This is a genomic window from Amycolatopsis sp. CFH S0740 (assembly GCF_004522315.1).
Classification (GTDB): domain Bacteria; phylum Actinomycetota; class Actinomycetes; order Mycobacteriales; family Pseudonocardiaceae; genus Amycolatopsis; species Amycolatopsis nivea.
In genome coordinates, this window is record NZ_SDLS01000012.1 from 203,985 (window position 1) to 223,205 (window position 19,221).

21 protein-coding genes are annotated in these 19,221 nt (G+C 69.9%); 13 read left to right on the plus strand and 8 right to left on the minus strand.

Annotated elements, in window-relative coordinates:
* Positions 1–22: 22 nt before the first annotated feature.
* A complete protein-coding gene (locus EIZ45_RS21860) occupies positions 23–1,516 on the plus strand; it encodes a CoA-acylating methylmalonate-semialdehyde dehydrogenase (RefSeq protein WP_134666016.1) in 1,494 nt (497 codons plus the stop codon).
* A 305-nt stretch (positions 1,517–1,821) separates the two neighbouring features.
* On the opposite strand, the gene EIZ45_RS21870 is transcribed toward EIZ45_RS21860, so the two are convergent.
* On the minus strand, positions 1,822–2,727 hold the full coding sequence (locus EIZ45_RS21870; RefSeq protein WP_134736067.1) for a LysR family transcriptional regulator: 906 nt from the start codon (positions 2,725–2,727) through the stop codon (positions 1,822–1,824).
* A gap of 90 nt (positions 2,728–2,817) precedes the next feature.
* On the opposite strand from EIZ45_RS21870, the gene EIZ45_RS21875 reads away from it, so the two are divergent.
* The 6 genes from EIZ45_RS21875 to EIZ45_RS21900 all read left to right on the plus strand — a co-directional run bounded on the left by EIZ45_RS21875 (position 2,818) and on the right by EIZ45_RS21900 (position 8,689).
* Positions 2,818–4,149, plus strand: a complete 1,332-nt coding sequence (locus EIZ45_RS21875) for an aspartate aminotransferase family protein (RefSeq protein ID WP_205670089.1) — start codon at positions 2,818–2,820, stop codon at positions 4,147–4,149.
* A complete protein-coding gene (locus EIZ45_RS21880) occupies positions 4,146–5,651 on the plus strand; it encodes an APC family permease (protein ID WP_051171507.1) in 1,506 nt (501 codons plus the stop codon). Before EIZ45_RS21875 ends, EIZ45_RS21880 begins: the two co-directional genes overlap by 4 nt.
* Before the next feature lie 96 nt (positions 5,652–5,747).
* Positions 5,748–6,116 (plus strand): BlaI/MecI/CopY family transcriptional regulator, encoded by a 369-nt coding sequence (locus EIZ45_RS21885; protein ID WP_043827548.1) that lies wholly within the window; start codon positions 5,748–5,750, stop codon positions 6,114–6,116.
* Positions 6,113–7,051 carry a M56 family metallopeptidase gene (locus EIZ45_RS21890; protein ID WP_134666010.1) on the plus strand — a complete coding sequence of 313 codons (939 nt, stop codon included), beginning with the start codon at positions 6,113–6,115 and terminating at the stop codon, positions 7,049–7,051. Before EIZ45_RS21885 ends, EIZ45_RS21890 begins: the two co-directional genes overlap by 4 nt.
* Positions 7,052–7,139: 88 nt before the next feature.
* Entirely contained in the window at positions 7,140–7,853 is a 714-nt protein-coding gene (locus tag EIZ45_RS21895) for a thioredoxin domain-containing protein (protein WP_134666008.1), read from the plus strand.
* Positions 7,850–8,689, plus strand: a complete 840-nt coding sequence (locus EIZ45_RS21900; RefSeq protein WP_134666006.1) for a cytochrome c biogenesis CcdA family protein — start codon at positions 7,850–7,852, stop codon at positions 8,687–8,689. Before EIZ45_RS21895 ends, EIZ45_RS21900 begins: the two co-directional genes overlap by 4 nt.
* A gap of 10 nt (positions 8,690–8,699) precedes the next feature.
* Here EIZ45_RS21900 and EIZ45_RS21905 read toward each other — a convergent pair whose 3' ends face one another.
* From EIZ45_RS21905 to EIZ45_RS21930, 6 genes are read right to left on the minus strand one after another with little or no spacing between them, the layout of a single operon-like run.
* A complete protein-coding gene (locus EIZ45_RS21905) occupies positions 8,700–9,743 on the minus strand; it encodes an LLM class flavin-dependent oxidoreductase (protein ID WP_037814479.1) in 1,044 nt (347 codons plus the stop codon).
* Positions 9,740–9,952, minus strand: a complete 213-nt coding sequence (locus tag EIZ45_RS21910; RefSeq protein WP_134666004.1) for a tautomerase family protein — start codon at positions 9,950–9,952, stop codon at positions 9,740–9,742. Before EIZ45_RS21910 ends, EIZ45_RS21905 begins: the two co-directional genes overlap by 4 nt.
* A 2-nt stretch (positions 9,953–9,954) precedes the next feature.
* Positions 9,955–11,442 carry an aldehyde dehydrogenase gene (locus EIZ45_RS21915; protein WP_134666002.1) on the minus strand — a complete coding sequence of 496 codons (1,488 nt, stop codon included), beginning with the start codon at positions 11,440–11,442 and terminating at the stop codon, positions 9,955–9,957.
* Positions 11,435–12,166, minus strand: a complete 732-nt coding sequence (locus EIZ45_RS21920) for an alpha/beta fold hydrolase (RefSeq protein WP_134666000.1) — start codon at positions 12,164–12,166, stop codon at positions 11,435–11,437. The genes EIZ45_RS21915 and EIZ45_RS21920 overlap by 8 nt, the downstream gene beginning before the upstream one ends.
* A 6-nt stretch (positions 12,167–12,172) precedes the next feature.
* Positions 12,173–12,724 carry an amino acid synthesis family protein gene (locus EIZ45_RS21925; RefSeq protein WP_134665999.1) on the minus strand — a complete coding sequence of 184 codons (552 nt, stop codon included), beginning with the start codon at positions 12,722–12,724 and terminating at the stop codon, positions 12,173–12,175.
* On the minus strand, positions 12,721–13,341 hold the full coding sequence (locus tag EIZ45_RS21930) for an amino acid synthesis family protein (protein ID WP_134665996.1): 621 nt from the start codon (positions 13,339–13,341) through the stop codon (positions 12,721–12,723). Before EIZ45_RS21930 ends, EIZ45_RS21925 begins: the two co-directional genes overlap by 4 nt.
* Before the next feature lie 322 nt (positions 13,342–13,663).
* Between EIZ45_RS21930 and EIZ45_RS21935 the strand changes: the two genes are divergently transcribed.
* From EIZ45_RS21935 to EIZ45_RS21960, 6 genes are read left to right on the plus strand one after another with little or no spacing between them, the layout of a single operon-like run.
* Positions 13,664–15,139: a cytosine permease gene (locus EIZ45_RS21935; protein ID WP_134665994.1), complete on the plus strand. Its 1,476-nt coding sequence runs from the start codon at positions 13,664–13,666 to the stop codon at positions 15,137–15,139.
* 29 nt (positions 15,140–15,168) lie between these two features.
* On the plus strand, positions 15,169–15,600 hold the full coding sequence (locus EIZ45_RS21940; protein ID WP_240690755.1) for an ester cyclase: 432 nt from the start codon (positions 15,169–15,171) through the stop codon (positions 15,598–15,600).
* A 5-nt stretch (positions 15,601–15,605) separates the two neighbouring features.
* The gene (locus tag EIZ45_RS21945) at positions 15,606–16,130 is read left to right on the plus strand and encodes a flavin reductase family protein (protein ID WP_199817725.1); all 525 of its coding nucleotides are present in this window, start codon (positions 15,606–15,608) and stop codon (positions 16,128–16,130) included.
* Between the two features lie 42 nt (positions 16,131–16,172).
* Positions 16,173–16,853, plus strand: a complete 681-nt coding sequence (locus EIZ45_RS21950) for a GntR family transcriptional regulator (RefSeq protein ID WP_037814493.1) — start codon at positions 16,173–16,175, stop codon at positions 16,851–16,853.
* A gap of 19 nt (positions 16,854–16,872) precedes the next feature.
* A complete protein-coding gene (locus EIZ45_RS21955; protein WP_134665992.1) occupies positions 16,873–17,463 on the plus strand; it encodes a 3,4-dihydroxy-2-butanone-4-phosphate synthase in 591 nt (196 codons plus the stop codon).
* 39 nt (positions 17,464–17,502) lie between these two features.
* Positions 17,503–17,805: a colicin immunity domain-containing protein gene (locus EIZ45_RS21960; RefSeq protein ID WP_037814495.1), complete on the plus strand. Its 303-nt coding sequence runs from the start codon at positions 17,503–17,505 to the stop codon at positions 17,803–17,805.
* Between the two features lie 309 nt (positions 17,806–18,114).
* Here EIZ45_RS21960 and EIZ45_RS21965 read toward each other — a convergent pair whose 3' ends face one another.
* Positions 18,115–19,098: a S1 family peptidase gene (locus tag EIZ45_RS21965; RefSeq protein WP_134665990.1), complete on the minus strand. Its 984-nt coding sequence runs from the start codon at positions 19,096–19,098 to the stop codon at positions 18,115–18,117.
* Positions 19,099–19,221: the final 123 nt, after the last annotated feature.

Sequence of the window (19,221 nt, forward strand, 5' to 3'; positions counted from 1 at the left end):
CGACCTCTCGACGAGGAGCGAAGTGAACACCATCGAACACTGGATCAACGGCGTCTCGACCCCCGCCGGTTCCACCCGCACCGCACCGGTCTACGACCCCGCCACCGGCAAGCAGCAGTCCGCCGTCCTGCTCGCCGAATCGGCCGACGTGGACACCGCGGTCGCCGCCGCCGCGAAGGCCGCCGAGTCCTGGAGCGAATCCTCGCTCACCCAGCGCACCCGGATCCTCTTCGCCTTCCGCGAACTGCTGGTCAAGCACGAGGACGAACTCGCCCGTGTCATCTCCAGCGAACACGGCAAGGTCGTCGACGACGCGCGCGGCGAGATCGTGCGCGGCCGCGAGGTCGTCGAATACGCCTGCGGCATCGCCGACGCGCTCAAGGGCAGCTTCTCCGACCAGGTCTCCCGCGGCGTCGACGTGCACGACTTCCGCCAGCCGCTCGGCGTAGTCGCGGGCATCACCCCGTTCAACTTCCCGATCATGGTGCCGCTCTGGATGCACCCGGTCGCCATCGCCGCGGGCAACACCTTCGTGCTCAAGCCCAGCGAACGCGACCCGTCCGCATCCAACCTGGTCGCGCAGCTCTACGCCGAAGTCGGCCTGCCCGACGGCGTGTTCAACGTCGTGCACGGCGACAAGGTCGCGGTCGACGCCCTGCTGGACCACCCGGACGTGTCCGCGGTGTCGTTCGTCGGCTCCACGCCGATCGCCAAGTACGTGCACGAGCGCGGCACCGCGACCGGCAAACGCGTCCAAGCCCTCGGCGGCGCGAAGAACCACGCCGTCGTGCTGCCCGACGCCGACCTCGAATACGCCGCCAACCACCTCACCGCCGCCGCGTTCGGCTCCGCCGGACAGCGGTGCATGGCAATCTCCGTCGCGGTCGCGGTCGGCGACGCAGGCGACCGGCTGATCGGCGTGCTGGAACGCAAGGCCCGCGAGGTCAAGGTCGGCCCCGGCTCCGACGCCACGAACGACATGGGCCCGGTCGTCACCGCCGCCGCGCGGGACCGCGTGGTCGACGCCGTCGCCCGCGGCGCCGAAGAAGGCGCGACCGTGGTGGTCGACGGACGCGGCCGCTCGGTCGACGGACACGAGGAAGGCTTCTTCGTCGGACCGTCCCTTTTGGACCACGTGACCACCGAAATGCAGGCCTACCGCGAGGAAATCTTCGGCCCTGTGCTCGCGGTCGTCCGAGTGTCCACGGTGGACGAGGCGATCGCGCTCATCAACGCCAACCCGTACGGCAACGGCACCGCCATCTTCACCGGCAGCGGCGAAGCGGCCCGCCGCTTCCAGCGCGGCGTGCATGTCGGCATGATCGGCGTCAACGTGCCCATTCCGGTCCCGATATCGTACTACTCGTTCGGCGGCTGGAAGGACTCCCTCATCGGCGACAGCCCGATCCACGGTCCGGCCGGGGTGCGATTCTACACGCGCGCCAAGGTGGTCACCACACGGTGGCCGGAGACTGAGGCGCACGGGGCGGCGTTCAACTTCCCCACCGCTAACTGATCCACGCCCCAGGGGCACACCCAGCCGGATGCCCCCCTTCACCGAGGTTTTCGCGTACGTGAGGGGAACCCTGAGGGAATCTGATTCCCTCAGGGTTCCCCTCACGTACGCCGGCACCAGCCCAGCAGCCTCCTCCCCCGGGCCGGACCAGCGCAGCACGGGCAGCACCGACGCGATGCCCGCCCCGGCGTCGGCGGCGCGCTTGCGCAGTTTCGCCACCGTGACGTCGTCCGAGACAGTGCTCGATGCGAAACTGGTCGTCTGCGGCACCACCGGGCCGCCGCCGCAAAGCCGATGACGACGGCTCACCGCGGCCGATCGGACAACTCGCGCGCAGTCTCCGCCGCGGCCTCCGCGAAGTTCTTCGCGGCTTGCGGCGCGTCCGCGGAACAGGCGACCGCGACCGTGCACTCCGGAAGATCCGAGACCGGCACGAACCGCACTCCAGGACGCGCGTAGAACTGGCTCGCCGAAGCGGGCACGATCGACAAGCCCCGCCCCAACGCGACGGCCTGAAGCTCCGCTTCGAACGTGGCGGCTTCGCAGGCCACCACAGGGGATTCGCCGCGCAGGCCGGTCAGGATCCAGGAATCCCGCCACTGCCCGTCGCCGGGAGCGGCGACGATCGGCTCGCTCAGCAGGCGGGCCACGCCGACCTCCGGCTGTCCGGCGATCGGGTGTCCTTCCGGGACGCACGCGACGCATTTTTCGCGGCGCAGGATTCGCTCGCGCAGGTCGGGCAAATCCAGCGGCGGCCGGACGATCGCGACGTCGGTTTCGCCAGTGTCGAGCCCGCACCGGGGCGCGGAGAAGTCGTACTCCACCAGTTCGACGTCCAGGTCCGGATACCGGCCCGCGAACGCCCGCATGATCGCCGGGACCAGGTCGACGACCGCGCCGATCAGGTACCCGACGCGCAGCGTGCCGACCTCGCCGACCGCCATCCGGCGCGCCAGGACGGCCGCCTGGTCGAACCGGGCCAGCACCGCCCGCGCCTCGGCGAGGAACGTCTCCCCCGCCGAGGTGAGCGCGGTCGCGCGGGTCGTGCGCGCGAACAGGCGGAAGCCCAGCTGCCCTTCGAGCTGGCGGATCGTGTAGCTCAGCGACGGCTGGGAGATCAGCAGCGCCTCGGCGGCCCTCGTGAAGTTCGCCGCCTCGGCCACGGCGACGAACGCGCGCAGGTGCCGCAACTCCACATTCATAGAGAGCATCTATGAAGTCTACTCAATTCCGTCTTTCCGCCGGACCGCCTCGCGTTCTTACGCTCGGGCGGACATCCACCGCGCTGCCAAGGAGAAACCGTGACGAGCACGCTGACGGACACGCCCGACCTGCACCTCCTCGGGCGGGAGGCCCTCCTGCACGAGCCGGCCGGCGGCGACCCGGAGAAGCTGACCCTGGTCCGCGCCCAGGGCTCGCTGGTGTGGGACGACCGCGGCAACGAGTACCTCGACTGCACCGCGCAGGCCTGGTCGAACAACCTCGGCGCCTGCGACGAGCGCGTCATCGAGGCCGCGATCGCGCAGACTCGCGAGCTCACCCACGCCCGCCCCACGTTCCACACCCCGGCGCTGCTCGAGCTGGCCGCGCTGATGGTGTCGATCGCCCCCGGCGACCTCAACCGGGTCGGGTTCACCCTGCACGGGTCGATGGCGGTGGAGATGGCACTGAAGCTCGCCCTGCGCAACCGCCCGGACGCCGAGCACGTCGCGGTGCTGCACGACGGTTACCACGGACGGTCGATCGCCACGATGGCCGCCAGCTGGCCGCATCCGGGCAACGCGTTCGCCCGGCTGCAGCCCCGGTTCCTGCGGCTGCCCCGGCCGGACCTCTTCCGCCCCCGGCTCGGCCGGACCGCCGAAGAGGACACCGAACTGACGCTCGCCGTCGTCCGCGACATCCTGGAGAAGGGTGCCGAAGGCCCGGTCGCCGCCCTGATCTACGAGCCGATCCAGGGCAACGGCGGGCACAACGAGTTCTCCGCGAGCTGGCACCGCGGCATCCGCGAGCTCTGCGACGAATTCGGGATGCTGCTGATCGTCGACGAGGTGCAGACCGGGTTCGGCCGGACCGGGAGGATGTGGGCGAGCGAGCACTACGGCCTCGACCCCGACATCCTCGTGTTCGGCAAGGGCGTCGGCGGCGGTTTCCCGCTCGCCGGGGTCCTCGCCAAGCACGAGCACGCGAAGTTCCTCGCCGGCGACGATCAGCTCACCTTCGGCCAGTTCCCGGTTTCGATCGCCGCCGGGCTCGCGACGGTCAAAGCGATCATCGAGGACGACCTGCCCGCCCGCGCGGCCGAGCACGGCGCCTATGCGACCGAGCGGCTGCGGGAGATGCAGACGCGCCACCCGCTGATCGGCGACGTCCGCTCCCCCGGCCTGATGGTGTCGATCGACCTGGTCCGCGACCGGGCGACCAAGGAACCGGCGACCGCCGAAGCGCACGAGGTTTTCCTTCGGGCGCAACGCAAGGGAGTGATCTTCGGGGAAAGCCGCTACGCGAACCTGGGCAGCCTGATCAAGATCAAGCCGCCGCTCGACATCAGCCGGGACCAGCTTTCGCACGCTCTCGACGTCCTGGACGACGTGCTGGGCGACGTCGAACGCGACTACCGGACCGGCGTCCGGTGAACGCGCCGGAGCACCCGGGCGCCACCCGGGCCCGCGCCGCACGGGTTTCCGACGACGACGATCTCGCCACGCTCGGCTACCGGCCGCAGCTGCGCCGGACCATGAGCTCGTTCACCGCGTTCGCGCTCGCGTTCTCGATGGTGTCGATCAACACCGGCATCATCACCCTGTTCACCGACCCGTACCAGTACCTCGGCGGTTCGGCGGTCTTCCTGTGGCTGCCGGTGCTGCTGCTGGTCCTCACCCTGGTCGCGGTGTACGCGCACCTGGCCGGGCGGATCCCCATCACCGGCTACGCCTACCAATGGTCGAGCCGGCTGGTCGGCCCGAACTTCGGCTGGTTCACCGGCTGGATCGCGCTGGTCTCGTTCCTCGCCGGCACCGCCGGGACGGCCGCCGCGGTCGGCACCGTGTTCGCTCCGGAGATCTGGACGGACCCGACGCCGCGCCAGGTGCAGGCGCTGTCCATCGGCTGCACCGTCGTGGTCGCCGGGCTGAACATCATCGGGGTCAAGGTCGCGACGCGGATCAACAACATCGGCGCGTCCATCGAACTGATCGGCACCGTCGTCCTCGGCATCGTGCTGGTCGCCGGGCTGCTCGTGTTCTTCGGGCACACCGAAGGCCCCCGGATCCTGACCGACACCCACCCGCTGAGCGGAGGCGCGGCGACCCTCACCGGTGTCTCGCTGGCGGCCCTGCTCCCGGTCTACGTGCTCCTCGGCTGGGAAGGAGCCGCCGACCTCGCGGAGGAAACGCTCGACCCGCGCCGCGCCGCCCCGCGCGCGATGTTCCGGGCCGTGCTCGTGTCCGGCGTCATCGGTTTCCTGATCTTCGCGCTGCTCGGCATGGCCCTGCCCGCCGACCCCGCGACTTTCTTCGCCAGCGCGGAAAACCCGGTGCTGCGCTTGCTCGCCGTGCATCTCGGGCCGTTCGCCCGGGCGATGATGATCGTGGTCGCCTTCGCCTCGATCTTCGCCTGCCTGATCGCCAACATGGCGGTCGCGACCCGGATGACCTTCGCACTGTCCCGCGACAACATGCTGCCCGCCTCCCGGGGCCTGCAGAAGGTCGGCAGCCGCAGCCGCGCGCCGGTCCGGGCGATCGTCTTCGTCGCCGCGGTCGCGATCGGGCTCAACCTGCTCAACGGCGGCATCGTCGGCCAGATCTACGCCATGGTCGGCCTGACCTACTACCTGGTCTACGGCCTGACCCTGACCGCGACCGCCATCGCCGCCCGCCGAGGCCGCATCCCCGCCGCCCGGCCCGGCGTCTTCGACCTCGGCCGCTGGCTGAACCCCGTCGTCGTGCTCGGCCTGCTCTGGTGCGCCGCGGTGGTCGCTGCCCTGACGGTGCCTGAGGAGAACCGGCAGAACGCGGTCACTGCCGCGGTCGTGCTGGGGGTCGGTTTCCTGTGGTGGGTCGCGGTTCTGCGTCGCAGGCTGAACAACGGGACGGCAGGCCCACCGAACCCAGAACACGCCCCGCCGGAATCTCGGTGATCAGCCGCATCGCCCGCCAGACCGCTGGCGGGCGATGCGCGTCAGCAGGCACCACCGGGAGACGCCCGCCCGCCCCGGCTGTGGTACATCACTGGGGTGGCTGGTCTAGGTGACTTGGAAAGCCGAATCATGGCGGCGCTGTGGGACTCGGACGTCCCTCAGACCGTCCGTGCGGTCCATTCGACGCTGCGGGCCGAGCGCGCTCTCGCCTACACCACCGTCATGACCGTGCTCGACAACCTGCACACCAAAGGCTGGGTCGTCCGGGAACGCGACGGGCGCGCGTGGTCCTACCGTCCCGCCCGCGCCCGCGAGGAGGCCGGGGCGCAGATGCTCCGCGATCTGCTCGACTCGCTGGGTGATCCGCGCGGGGTGCTGATGAGCTTCGCGCGCGACATGGACACCGAAGAATCGCAGTTCCTGCGCCAAGCCCTCGACGAGCCCCGGAAGCCGGAGCGCTCGTGACACTCGCCGTCGCCTTCCTGCTCGCCTCGGTCGTCATCGCCGCCGGGGCGCCCCGCTACCTGCGGCCCGGCAGCACGCCGCGGGTCCATCCCGCTCTGTCGCTGTGCGCGTGGCTGGCCGCCGCCCTCGCGATGATCGCGACTGCCCTGTCGGCGGCAGTCATCCTGCTGAGCCCCGACCCGGCCGTCCCGGACGGCGCGCTCGGGCTCGCCACCGTCTGCTGGCGGGCGATCGGCCACTCCGCGTTCCCGTGGCTCCTGCTGACCCGGCTCCTCACCGGCCTCACCGTGCTGCTGCTCCTCGTCCGGCTCGGCAGCGTGCTGACCGCGGATCTGGTCAGCGGCAGCCGGAACCGCCGCGACCGCGCGAGGACCCTGCGCGCGGTGGCCCGGGTGTCCGGCGACGTCTGGTGGGTGCCCAGCGAACAGCCGCTCGCGTTCTCGATCGGCCGGTTCCGCCGCGGGATCGTCGTCGCCTCGACCGCGGTGGACCGCCTCGACGACGATGTCGCCGAAGCTGTGCTCGCCCACGAACGAGCACATCTGCGCGGACGGCACCACCTCGCGGTCACCCTCGCCCATTCGATGGCCCGCGCACTGCCGTGGGTTCCGTTGTGCCGCGCCGCCCCGGCCGCGATTTCCGTGTTGTGCGAGCTTTCCGCGGATGCCGCGGCAGTCAACGCGTGCGGTCTTCCCGCCGTCACCGGCGCCCTGCACTCGATGGCACCCGCCCCTGCCCCACCCGGTGTCGTCGGTTTCGGCGCGCACGTACAAGCCAGGGTTTCGTGGCTGACGCGGCCCCGCTCGCCGATGCTGCGGCGCTCCGGGGCGATCTCGCGCGGCCTCGCCGGAACCACGGCGCTCTTGCCGCCGCTGGTGTCCGCCGCGATGGCGGTCGCGTCGCTCACGCTGCTCTGCCTGAGCCGCACCAGCTGACTTTCCGGCCCCGGCTGATCTCCGGCCGCCGCCGTCTACTAGGTTCTTAGTAGTCAACTACTATCGGCTTAGTAGAGGAGTCGGCGGCATGGCTCGGCGCAACGGCGGAGTTCCCACCCTCGTCCTCGCGGCGGCGCTGGCCGTCGCCGTGCTGGGGCTCGTGGTCTTCGCGGTCATTTCCTCGAAGACCGACACGAACGCCTCGCCCGCCACCGCTCCCCCGGCGGCCAAGCCGTCCCTCGGCCCGCTCGGCGAACTCGCGCACCGCAAGCCCGGCGATCCGCTCGCGCTCGGCAAGCCGGACGCACCGGTGTCCATGGTGATCTTCTCCGACTACCGGTGCCCGTTCTGCGCGAAGTTCAGCAAGGACACCGAACGCACGCTGGCCAAACGGTACGTCGACACCGGCAAGCTGCGGATCGAGTGGCGCGACTTCCCCATCTTCGGCGACCAGTCGATGCGAGCCGCGATCGCGGGCCGCGCCGCGGCGTTGCAGGGGAAGTTCTGGGAGTTCAACCACGCCCTCTACGACGCCGCGCCCGAGAAGGGCCACCCGGATCTGCCCCCGGACCGGCTCCTGGGATTCGCGCGCACCGCCGGGGTCCCCGATCTGGCCCGCTTCCAGCAGGACACCGCCTCCCCGCAGCTCGCCCAGGAGGTGCGCACGGACCTCGCCGAGGCGTCCGCGCTCGGGGTGTCCAGCACGCCCGCGTTCTCCGTCAACGGCTACCCGGTCCTCGGCGCCCAGCCGACCGAGCTGTTCGAGCAGCAGATCGACCGCGCCCTGGCCGGCGCGTCGTGACCGGCGTCAGCCTGCTCACCGCCTTCCTCGGCGGTCTCCTTTCTCTCGTCAGCCCGTGTGCCGCGCTGCTGCTGCCGTCGTTTTTCGCTTACGCGTTCGACACAGTCGGCGCGCTGCTTTCGCGCACCGCGGCCTTCCTCGCGGGTCTCATGGTCGTGCTCGTGCCGCTGGGCGCCGGAGTGGCGGCGATCGGGGAACTGCTCACCCGCTACCGCGGCATCGCCACCACCGTGGGCGGCGCCTTGCTGGTTCTGCTCGGACTGATGACGATCGTCGGCCTGGGATTCGGCAGCACCGCCGCCGGACGGTTCGCCGGGAAATGGCGCATCTCCAGCCTGGTCTCCGTTTTCGCGCTCGGCACGGTGTACGGTCTCGCCGGATTCTGCTCCGGCCCGCTGCTGGGCGGCATTCTGACCGTCGCCGCTCTCGGCGCGCACCCGGCCTACGGCGCCTTGCTGATGGCCGTCTACGCCGTCGGGATGGCAGCACCGCTGTTCGCGCTGGCCCTGTTGTGGGACCGCCTGCGCCTGTCGTCGCGCCGCTGGCTGCGCGGCCGCGAGCTGCGGATCGGCCCGCTGCGCACCCAGTCGACGTCCCTGATCTCCGGCCTGCTGTTCATCGCCATCGGCGTCCTCTTCCTCGCCACCGACGGCACCGCAACAGTCGGGGCCGCGGTCGGCGTGGACCAGCAATTCGAGGCGCAGCAGACGGTCCAGCGGGTTTTCGGCGCCATACCGGATACCGTGGTGGCGCTGGCCCTGGTCATCATTGTGCTGACGGCGATGCTGGTGCGCCGATCCCTGCGCCAGAAGCGCAACGACCCCGACGGCGCGTGACGGCGCACTGTCAGGAGAAGACCGGCACGACGTCGGAGATGAAGCGGGCGAGGGATTCCTTCTTCTCTTCGTGCGTCATGCTGTTGTCGGTCCAGTAGCTGAACTCGTCGATGCCCAGTGCTTCGTATTCCTTGAGGCGGGCGATGATCTCCTCCGGGGTGCCGATCATCGCGGTGCGGTGCAAGGAATCGAGCGAGAATTCGGGACGATCGGCGAACTTCGACTCCGGGCTCGGCTCGAGGAAACCGTTCTCCGGCACGGTCTTGTTGCCGAACCAGGCGTCGAACGTGCGGTAGAACCGGGAAATCGCGGCGGCCGCCGGACGCCAGCCGTCGGGGTCGTCGGGCGAGTGCGCGTAGGTGTGGCGCAGCACCATGATCTCCGGCTGCGGGACCTCGGGGTGGTTGCCGACCGCGGTGTCGAACTTCTCCTTGAGCGCGGCCACCTCCTCGTCGCCCTTCATCAGCGGCGTCACCATGACGTTGCACCCCTGTTCGACCGCGAAGTCGTGCGACGCCGGGTCCCGGGCGGCGACCCACATCGGCGGCGTCGGCTGCTGGACCGGCTTGGGGACGCTGGTCGCGGTCGGGAACTGCCAGATCTCGCCGTCGTGGGCGTAGTCGCCCTGCCAGAGCGCGCGGACCGCGGGCACCAGTTCCCGCAGGTGCTTGCCGCCGTCGGTGGCCTTCAGGCCGGGGGCGAGCCGGTCGAATTCGATCTGGTAGGCGCCGCGGGCGACGCCGACTTCCATGCGGCCGTTGCTGATCACGTCCAGCAGCGCGGTTTCGCCCGCGGCGCGGATCGGGTTCCAGAACGGGGCGATGATAGTGCCCGCGCCCAGCCGGATGGTGCTGGTCTTGGCGGCGAGGTAGGCGAGGACGGGCATCGGGCTGGGCGCGATCGTGTACTCCATCGCGTGGTGCTCGCCGACCCACACGGTGCCGAACCCGCCGGCCTCGGCCATGAGCGCCAGTTCGGCCAGGTTCTCGAACTGCTCGCGGTGGGTGGTCTGCTCGTCCCAGCGTTCCATGTGGACGAAGAGGGAGAACCTCATTGAAACTCCTTCGGTCGGCTGTCGTGCATCTCGGCGATGGTCTGGTTCCCGGTGGCCCACCGGGTCCGGGGGATTTCGCGGACGAGGACGCGGATGTGCTCGGGCCGGGCGCCGACGGTGCTCAGCACCGCCTCGTGCACGGCCGAGATCAGGTCGCGGATCTGCTGTTCGCTCCGGCCCTCGGCGAGGCTGATGTCGATGTTCGGCACGGTCAGCCCCGCATCACGAACGGATCGGGCACCGGGCCTTCGTCGGTGTTGATCCAGACGCTCTTGAGGCGGGTGTATTCCTTGATGGTCTCGGTGCCGTGCTCGACGCCGACGCCGCTGGCCTTGAAGCCCTGCCGGGGCGACATCGGCGACATGGCGCGGTAGGTGTTCACCCACACCGTGCCGGCGTCCAGCCGCGCCGCCATCCGGTGCGCGCGGGCGAGATTCGTCGTCCACACCCCCGCGGCGAGCCCGTAGTCGGTGTCGTTCGCCAGCGCCACGACCTCGTCTTCGGTGTCGAACGGCATGATCGCGGCGACCGGGCCGAAGATCTCCTCGCGCACGGCGCGCATTCCATTGTGGACGTCTACGAGCACAGTGGGTTCGTAGAAGCAGCCGCCGAGGCCGCCGTCGGTGGCGCGGCCGCCGGTCAGCACCCGGGCGCCCTCGCTGCGGGCGAGGTCCACATAGGACGCGACCTTGTCGCGCTGGTCCGGGAACGCGAGCGGGCCCAGTTCGGTGTCGTCGGCTAGCGGGTCGCCGATGCGGATGCTGCGGGCCCGTTCGCTGACGCGTTCGAGCAGTTCGTCGTACACGGCGCGGTGGGCGAACACCCGGCTGCCCGCGATGCAGGTCTGCCCGGCGGCGGCGAAAATCCCCGCCACCACACCGGTCGCCGCGTTCGCGACATCCGCGTCCTCGAAGACGATGTTCGGCGACTTCCCGCCGAGTTCGAGTGTCGAGCCGATGAACCGGCCCGCCGCGGCGGCGGCGATCCGCGACCCGGTGGCGGTGCTGCCGGTGAACGAGATCTTGGCGAGCCCGGGGTGGTCCACCAGCGGCTGTCCCGCCTCGGCGCCGAACCCGGTCACGACATTGACCGCTCCCGGCGGGAAACCCGCCTCGACCGCGAGTTCGGCGAGGCGCAGCACCGTCGCGGACGTGTGCTCGGACGGCTTGATCACGACCGTGTTGCCCGCGCACAGGGCCGGCGCGAGTTTGCTGCCGGTCAGGGTGAGCGGCGAGTTCCAGGGCGTGATGGCGCCGACGACGCCCAGCGGTTCGCGGACGGTGTAGTTGAGGACCCGCCGGTCGGACGTCGGGATCACGTCGCCCTGGATCTTGTCCGCCAGCCCGGCGTAGTAGTGGTAGTACTCGGGCAAAGTGGCGAGCTGGCCGCGCATTTCGCGCAACAGTTTCCCGTTGTCGAGGCTTTCCGAACGGGCGAGTTCTTCGGCGTTCTCCGCGATGAGGTCGCCGAGGCGGCGCAGCAGATGACCGCGCCGGGTCTGGCTCAGCGCCTGCCATTGCGAGTCGTCGAACGCCTTGCGGGCCGCTTCCACCGCGGCGGCGATGTCGCGGTGGTTGCCGCGCGCCGCCTCATAGAGGACTTCGCCGGTGGCCGGGTTGGCGCTCGGGAAATACTCGCCCGAATCCGGCGGCGTCGGCTTGCCGCCGATGAAGTGGTACAGCCGTCGCGGCTCAGACATGGGAGCACCTTCCGATGAATGCGGTCAAACAGGTGACGAGTTCGCGGGGGTTCTGGACGGGAAGCAGGTGCCGGGCGCCCGGGATCACCTCCGCAGTGCAGTCCGGGACGGCCTCGGCGAGCCGGCGCGTCATCTCCGGCGTGGAGCCAGGGTCCAGTTCGCCGGTGACCGCGAGCGCCGGAGCCCGGATCTCCCCGAGCCGCGGCCCGATCTCCGCGTCGGCCGTCGCGAACACGCGGTAGCAACGGGCGAAACTGGCCGGATCATTGGCTTCCAGCGTGGCTTCGGTGGCGCGGATCCGGTCCGCGGACACGTCCGTCCCGTCGAACCACCGGTGCAACGAGGCGGCCGTGCTCGCTCGCGGGTCGGCCTCCGCCGTGGCCAAGCGCTTCAGCACCGCCGCCCGTTCGGCCTCGGTGCGACGGCAGACCGAGCTGACCGAGGTCAGCGTCGCCACGAGCTCCGGGCGGTGCACCGCCAGATGCTGCGCCACGAGCGCGCCGAGCGAGAATCCCACCACGTGCGCGCCGGGCGGGATCTCTGCGGCGACGCCGGCGGCGAGATCGCCCAGTGTCGTGCCCTCGGGTACCGGCGGCCGCGAGCCGTGGCCGGGCAGATCGTGCGCGACGATCCGGAACCGGCCGCCGAGCAGTGCGGTCACCGGCTCCCACACGGTGCGGTCGAGACCCACCCCGTGCAGGAGAACCAGCGTCTGCGCGGTCATCGGCGGCTACTGCTCGGTGGTGAGCGGAGCGAGCCGCTGCTGGGGACGTCCCTGCGCGGCGGCGGCGAGGGCCACGACGATCTCGCCGGCGTGCGGCGCGTCGGCGATGCGGACCTCGACCGTCTGGTGGTGCGAGCGGATCGTGGCGTCGGTGATGTGCTTGAGCGGGATGTCGAAGACGATCCCCGCCGGCGCGCGCTTCTCGACGGCGGGCAGCAGCGTGGTGGCGTTGGCCGCCTTGCGGAAGTGGTCGCCGAACTTCAGGGTGTGGATGAGCGCCGAGCCGTGCTCGATCTCGCCGTCTAGCCCGACGATGGCGGCCTTGCCGTACGCCTCCGCGGGCCCGCCCAGCGCCTCCATCACCCGGGGGGCGAGCAGGGCGCCGACGTCCGAGGCCGTCGCCTCGATCCCGGGAGCCAGGTCGTCGACGAATCCCTGTCCGTGCCAAGGGTTTTCGATGATCGCGGCGACCACGGCGACCCGCGCGGCCGGTTCCACCGGGCGGCCGCCCTCGGTCAGGGTCTCCTCGACGACGGTGACGATCTTGCGCAGCTTCATGACGGAACGCTCTCCAGTTTCTTCGAGGTGACAGCGGGATCGGTGGTGCGGTCCCCGATGCGGGGATGCGGGCGGGGACCGGTGGAGGCCGCGGCGACGACGACGATCTCGCCGGGCCGGGGCGCGTCGGAAATCCGCGTGGTGACCGTCTGGTAGTGGCTCCGGGTCGCGGCGTGGGTCTTGTGCCACAGCGGAACCACCAGCGTCGTACCGGCTTCCGCGCGGGTGTCGGCGAAGCAGATGATCGATTCGCCCTCGAGGAACTCGCGCATCAGGTTGCCGAAGTACGGGGTGTGGATCAGCGCGCCGCCGTGCTCGATCTCGCCGGCGTTGCCGACCACCGCGGCCTTCCCGAACGCCTCGACGGCGTCCACCCCGCCCAGCGCGTCCAGCAGCCGTCCGGTCAGCACCCGGGCCAGGACCGGCGCGATCGACACGACCTCCGGCGACAGGTCCCGCGAAGGGCTCGTGCCCAGCCACGGATTCCGCAGCACCGCGGCGACGCTCGCCTGCACGGCGGGCCGCGCGGGCGGCGCACCGGCCTCGGTGACCACCTCTTCGCGGTAGACCGCGACCTTGCGCAGGCCGATCTCGTCAGCGCTCACTTCCTCTTGCATGCCACAGACCGTAAGTCGGGACGGGTCAGACGTCAAGGGATCGAGCGCGGACCGCACCTGTCCCACTCGCCAAAAGTCCCAGTTCGATGCAGATCGGAAGTGCATAACAGCAGATCAAGTGCGGTTTCTCAGCTTGCACGCCAGCCGGGCTGCCGGGTCCTCCCCCGCAATGGCGGTCGCAACCCATTGACATGCAAGCGTGGCCGCGCCTACCTTCTCTTGCATGCCAGGGAAGCGGCCCCCGCCGCAGTACCGGCCGATCCGGACGCCCCGTCGTCCGCCTTGTCTCCCGCGCTTCGATCCCCCCGCGAAAGGTGATCCGATGCCCAGCAACGACGCTGCATCCCCGGTACCGGCCGGGGAAGCACCGGACCTGCACTACCGCGACCGGATCGCGGTCGTCGAACCGTACGGAGTGGACGCGATCCCCGACTCCGAACGGCACGGCAAGCCGGTCTCGCAGTTCTTCATCTGGTTCGCGGCCGGCATGAACTTCCCGATCATGGTGCTCGGGTTCGTCGCGTCCGGCTTCGGGCTGTCGCTCACGTCCGCGGTCACCGCGATCATCGGCGGTTCGCTGCTCGGCGCGGTGCTGATGGGCGTCTTCTCCCGGATGGGCGGGCGCCTCGGCGTCGCCCAGCAGATCCAGGCCCGCGGGCCGCTCGGGTTCTTCGGGAACTTCATCCCGGTCGCCTACGTGAACGTCTTCGCCGGCATCGGCTGGGCCGCGGTCACCGTCATCCTCGGCGGGCAGGCGCTCAAGGCGCTCGCCCCGGGCATCCCCTACTGGCTGGGCACGCTCGTGCTGGTCGTGCTGCAGCTCGTCGTGGCCGTGTTCGGCTACAACATGATCCACTACCTCGAGCGGATCCTCGCGGTCGTGCTGTTCTTCGGCTTCGTGATGATCACCGTCGTCTCGGTCAGCCGCGGCTGGACCGGCAGCTTCCAGTCCAACCCGCACGCGTCCGGCTGGATCGGCGGCACCGGCGGCTGGATCACCTTCGCCGGCTACTTCCTGTCCTTCCTGATCGCCTGGTGGCCGTTCGCCTCCGACTACTCCCGCTACCTGCCCGACAGCAACCGCGTCAACCGCGCCACCGGCATCTGGACCTTCGCCGGCAACTTCCTGTCGCTGTCCTGGCTGGGCATCGCGGGCGCGCTGCTGGGCAACTCGGCCGCGTCCGGCGAAAGCCCCATCGAGGCGCTCGACCGGCTCACCGGTCCGTTCCACATCCCGGCGCTGCTGGTCATCCTGATCTCGTCGTTCTCGCAGAACTTCCTGAACGTCTACGGCGGCGCGATCTCGGTGCAGACGCTGCGGATCCCGATCAGCCGCCGCACCGCGGTCACCGCCATCTGCGCGGTCGCCTACGCGATCAGCCTGTGGGCGGACGAAGGTTTCGAGGCGAAGTTCAAGACCTTCCTGTTCCTGGGCGCGTACCTGATCGCCCCGTTCGGCGCGGTGCTGCTGCTCGACTACGCGCTCGGGCACCGGCGCGACCGGTCGCGCATCGCCGAACTCTACGACTCCCGCCGGATCCTGGAATGGGGTTTCGTCGCCTGGGTGGTCGGCGCGGCGGTCTCCGCGCTGTTCTGGAACCTGTCGTTCTACGTGGGCCCCATGGCGAAAGCGCATCCCGAGTGGGGCGACCTGTCGTACTTCGTCGGCTTCGGCGTCGCGGCGATCGTCTTCGTCCTGACCTACCGGCTGCCGCCGTTGTGGCACCGCGAGAAGCCGGTTTTCGACGACCCCGCCGTCAAGGCCGCCGAGGTCAAGAGCACAGCCCGGGCGTCCTGACCGCCCCGCACCAAGAGAAGGGACACATCGTGCTGGCCGACAACGACTCCCGGCGCGACCGCATCCGCGCCGCCTGGGAGAGCGCCTGGGACCGCGGCGAGGTCGACGCTCTCGACGACCTGCTCAGCCCCGGCTACCGCCGGATCGAAAGCGGCGGCGCCGAACACGACCGCGACCAGTTCAAAGCCTCCATCGTCTCGACCCGCTCCGCGTTCCCGGACCTGACGACCGTCGTGGACGAGATCGTCGTCGAAGGCGACCGCGCGGCCATCCGCTGGCACAGCACCGGTTCGCACACCGAGTCGTTCCTCGGCGTTCCCGCGACCAACCGGTCCGTCGCGGTCAACGGCGCCACCTTCGCGCGGTTCAGCGAAGACCGCATCTTCGAGGAGACGGTCACCTGGGACCCGCGCGCCCTGCTCACCGCACTCGGCATCGTCGCCGTCGGACAGGACCGGTGACCGCCATGACTTCCACGATCCCGCCGAGGAACACCCCGATGACCTTCCCCGACCCGGACCTGATGAAGCAGGTCAACAGCCGGTTCGTCAGCGGCGTCACCGTCGTGGCCGCGCTCGACGGCGACACCCCGCGCGGGCTCGCCGTCAACGCGTTCTCCAGCATCTCGCTCGACCCGCCGACGGTGATGGTCGCCGTCCAGCACACGTCCTCCACGCACGACTGCCTGTACCGGACCGGGCACCTGGCGATCAACATCCTGTCCGCCGGGCAGCTCGACGTCGTCAAGACGTTCGCGACGAAATCCGCCGACAAGTTCGCGGGCCTGGACTGGACGCCGGGCCCGCACGGCAGCCCGCTGCTGGAGGGCAGCGCCGCACGGATGGAGGTCGAGATCCGCGAGCGGCTGCTGGCCAGCACGCACACGGTGTTCATCTGCCGGGTCGTCCACGCGGAGGCCGCCGACATCCCGTCGATGGTGTACAGCGCAGGTAGGTTCTTCGACGGAAGCGCCCTCGATCCGCTGGCCTAGACCGGCAGCGGAACGCGGGGCAGGCGAAGGGAGACAGGCACCATGGCTGGCGTCAACGGGACGAGCACCGGCTCCATCCAGGGCAGGCTGATCGCCGAGATCCGGCGGCGCATCATCGCCGGCGAGGTCTCGCCCGGGATGAGCCTGTCCGAACTCGCGCTCGCCGAGGAATTCGGCGTCAGCCGCACCCCGGTCCGGGAAACCTTCAAACAGCTGCAGACCGAAGGCCTGGTCGAGATCCGCCCGCGCGTCGGCACCTTCGTCACCGCACCGTCCCGCCGGGAAATCACGGAACTGTTCGAGATGAAGGAACTCCTCGAAGGAGCCGCGGCGCGCCTGCTCGCCCAGCGCGGCCAAGTGCCCGAGATCGACCAGCTGAAAGAGAATCTGCGCCAAGCCGACCTGGCCGTCGACGCCGACGACCGGGCGCGCTACGCACAGCTCGTCGAAGAATTCCACGACCTCATCATCGTCGGCGCGGACAACCGCAAACTCGAAGCGCACTACCGCACCCTGATGAACCAGCTCGCCTACTCGCGCCTGGTCACCACGTCGCTCAAACAACCGGGCCGGCCGCACCAGTCCGACCGCGAACACCACCACGTCCTCGAACTGATCCTGTCGAAAGACGGCGACAGCGCCGAACAGGTCATGCGAGAGCACGTCCGAGCCAGCCGCCGCGCCCTCCTCGCAGGCCTGCGCACCGGCGACGCCGCACCCTGACCACCGCAAGGAACCCCCGATGACCGACCTCTGCACCCTCCCGGCCCCAGCCGACACTGTTTATCTCGCCCTCGCCTCCGGCCGCCCCGCAGTACTCCCGGACGACGACGGAGCCGTGCTCGTCCTGCCCGCGCAGTCCTCGACGCCCGAACTGCTGCACTTCGCCATCCGGTACTCCAGCGGCCTGCTGCACGCCGCCGCCCCGTCCGCCTGGCTGGACCGCCTGCGGATCCCTGACCAGCCCGTACTCGCCTCGGAAGACAGCGGAACGTCCTTCACCGTCGCCGTCGACGCGGTCGACACCGGAACCGGCATCTCGGCCCGCGACCGCGCCCGCACCATGCGAGTCCTCGCCAATCCGGGCACGGTGCCCGCCGATCTGATCCGTCCTGGGCATGTGCTGCCTGTCCGGTGCGCTTCGAGTGGCCGCCCCCGGGTTTGGGAACGAGCGGTCGAACTCGTTTCCGCGGCCGGGCACCATCCGGTGGCGATGGTGTGCCGGTTGGTCGACGATCGGGGCGAACTGCTGGATGACTTCGCGGCTGCTCAGTTCGCTGCTGAGCATGGGCTTCCTGTGGCGGCCTGGGGACCGGTGCAGCACGCTCTTTGACAGGCAGGAGGCGATTGTTGCCTTGGGCGGAGGGGGACGATGAGCGCTGCCGAAGAGCACAAGCGCGACGCAGCCGACTACGGCGACCTGATCGGACGGTTTGTCGACCGCACGATCAATGCTGCCCAATTCGAACAGCAGTACTTGGAATTGATGAAGAACGACGAAGTTCGGTGCCCTGACGACGTGTTCACCGTCCTCGACAAGTTGTTCTCGGACGTTGACGAGTACTTCGTATCGCCGGAAGCTTCAGCGGCAGAACGACGCGAACTGGACGAAGCGTTGCGCGAACACGCCGCCGCCGCGCTGGCACGCTTGCAGGAGCTGGGCGCACTCGGATAGTGCCTGCAGCGGCCGACTCGAGCTTCAGCCGGGGCAGATCATCGCTCCGGCAAGAGAGATCGTTCGGCACGAGGCTCATCGCCCGCCAGTCTCTCCCCCGTTCGCCAGCGCTCGGTCCGCCTGCTCACGTGATCGATCCGGCCGCCGGTGCGCACCCGAAGCGGCAACCGCCGGACGCGAGACTTGCGTCGTGAGGTTCTTCGGCCGGGTTTGCCGGACGGTGGACCACTTGGCCGCTGGGAATGCGGCAAGCCCTGGGCGCGACCGTCGGGAGGCCCGGCTCCAGAGCCTCCCGACGGCACCCGCGGATCAGGACTGGGGCAGCGTCACCCCGTACCGCTTGGCCGACAGCGTTGCCGGGAAGAAGCACGACGTCTGCGTGTCTCCCCCGGAGAGAGTGCCGAGGCCCTTGCCCCCGTCGTAGGCCGGGCCGCCGGAGTCGCCGTGGTCGGAGTGGGCGGTCGTGCAGAACTCGTGGTAGACCGTGTAACCCTCCGCTTCGAAGGTGTAGTCGACCTTGGTGACCTTGCCCGACGTCACGCCGGAGGTGATGCCGGCGCGCTTCATCTGCTCGCCGACTGTCGCGTCGGCGAATTCGGTGATCTTGGTGCCGTCGTTGATCTCGCTCGGTCCTTCGCCCGAAGCGTTCTCCACGAGCATGTTGTCTTCGTCGGGGAACACCGCGTCGACGGTCTTGCCGTCGTTCCACGGACCGCCGCCGCCGAGTTTTTCGCAGTGGCCTGCGGAGAGGAGCAGCTTCTTGCCGTCCTTCTCCACGTTGAATCCGTTGGAGCAGGACGCTTGGCCGTTGCTGATCTTGTCGCCGCCCTTGATGAACAACGACATCGCACCCGGATGGTGTTCGACGCGGACCATGTCGCCGTGCTGGCGGGCGGTCTCGAGCAGCGCGTCCTTCTGTGCCTTCGGGGTGGCGTCGTAGACGTCGACGACGACCTGGTTGTGCGCGAGGTCGAGACCCCAGCCGGCGCTGGGCACGCCGCCGGTGGCGTCCAGTTGCTGTTTCACCGTGCTGAGTTGGCTCAGGCTGTACTTCACCACCTGCGCGTTCAGGCCGGAAGCGCGCACCTTCGCCGCGTCGGCGTTGTTGAGCACAGTGACGACCGAGGCGCCGCTGTCGTCGAGGTAGTGCCCGCCGGTGGCGGAGCCGAGACTGCTCATGACCGCGGCCGGTGTCGCCGCTGCTGACGCCGCGGGCACGGTGGTCATGGCGAGGGCCAGCGTGCCGAACGAGCCGACGGCGAGGACGCTCAGCCTGAAACGTGTCGATCGCATGTGTTTCCTCCTGCGCGGAACGGGAGAGAAAGGACGTGCACCGCTGGGGAAGCCCGCCTCCGGGCCTCCGGATTCGGTGCCGGACTCGGCTAACTGCGGAGGGATCTCCTCCCCCGGGCGTCG

Coding starts and splice junctions, on each gene's coding strand:
- EIZ45_RS21870 (WP_134736067.1), bottom strand. CDS start 2,727: ATGCTCTCTATGAATGTGGAGTTGCGGCACCTGCGCGCGTTCGTCGCC.
- EIZ45_RS21895 (WP_134666008.1), top strand. CDS start 7,140: ATGGCTCGGCGCAACGGCGGAGTTCCCACCCTCGTCCTCGCGGCGGCG.
- EIZ45_RS21905 (WP_037814479.1), bottom strand. CDS start 9,743: ATGAGGTTCTCCCTCTTCGTCCACATGGAACGCTGGGACGAGCAGACC.
- EIZ45_RS21915 (WP_134666002.1), bottom strand. CDS start 11,442: ATGTCTGAGCCGCGACGGCTGTACCACTTCATCGGCGGCAAGCCGACG.
- EIZ45_RS21920 (WP_134666000.1), bottom strand. CDS start 12,166: ATGACCGCGCAGACGCTGGTTCTCCTGCACGGGGTGGGTCTCGACCGC.
- EIZ45_RS21925 (WP_134665999.1), bottom strand. CDS start 12,724: ATGAAGCTGCGCAAGATCGTCACCGTCGTCGAGGAGACCCTGACCGAG.
- EIZ45_RS21930 (WP_134665996.1), bottom strand. CDS start 13,341: ATGCAAGAGGAAGTGAGCGCTGACGAGATCGGCCTGCGCAAGGTCGCG.
- EIZ45_RS21935 (WP_134665994.1), top strand. CDS start 13,664: ATGCCCAGCAACGACGCTGCATCCCCGGTACCGGCCGGGGAAGCACCG.
- EIZ45_RS21945 (WP_199817725.1), top strand. CDS start 15,606: ATGACTTCCACGATCCCGCCGAGGAACACCCCGATGACCTTCCCCGAC.
- EIZ45_RS21950 (WP_037814493.1), top strand. CDS start 16,173: ATGGCTGGCGTCAACGGGACGAGCACCGGCTCCATCCAGGGCAGGCTG.
- EIZ45_RS21955 (WP_134665992.1), top strand. CDS start 16,873: ATGACCGACCTCTGCACCCTCCCGGCCCCAGCCGACACTGTTTATCTC.
- EIZ45_RS21960 (WP_037814495.1), top strand. CDS start 17,503: ATGAGCGCTGCCGAAGAGCACAAGCGCGACGCAGCCGACTACGGCGAC.
- EIZ45_RS21965 (WP_134665990.1), bottom strand. CDS start 19,098: ATGCGATCGACACGTTTCAGGCTGAGCGTCCTCGCCGTCGGCTCGTTC.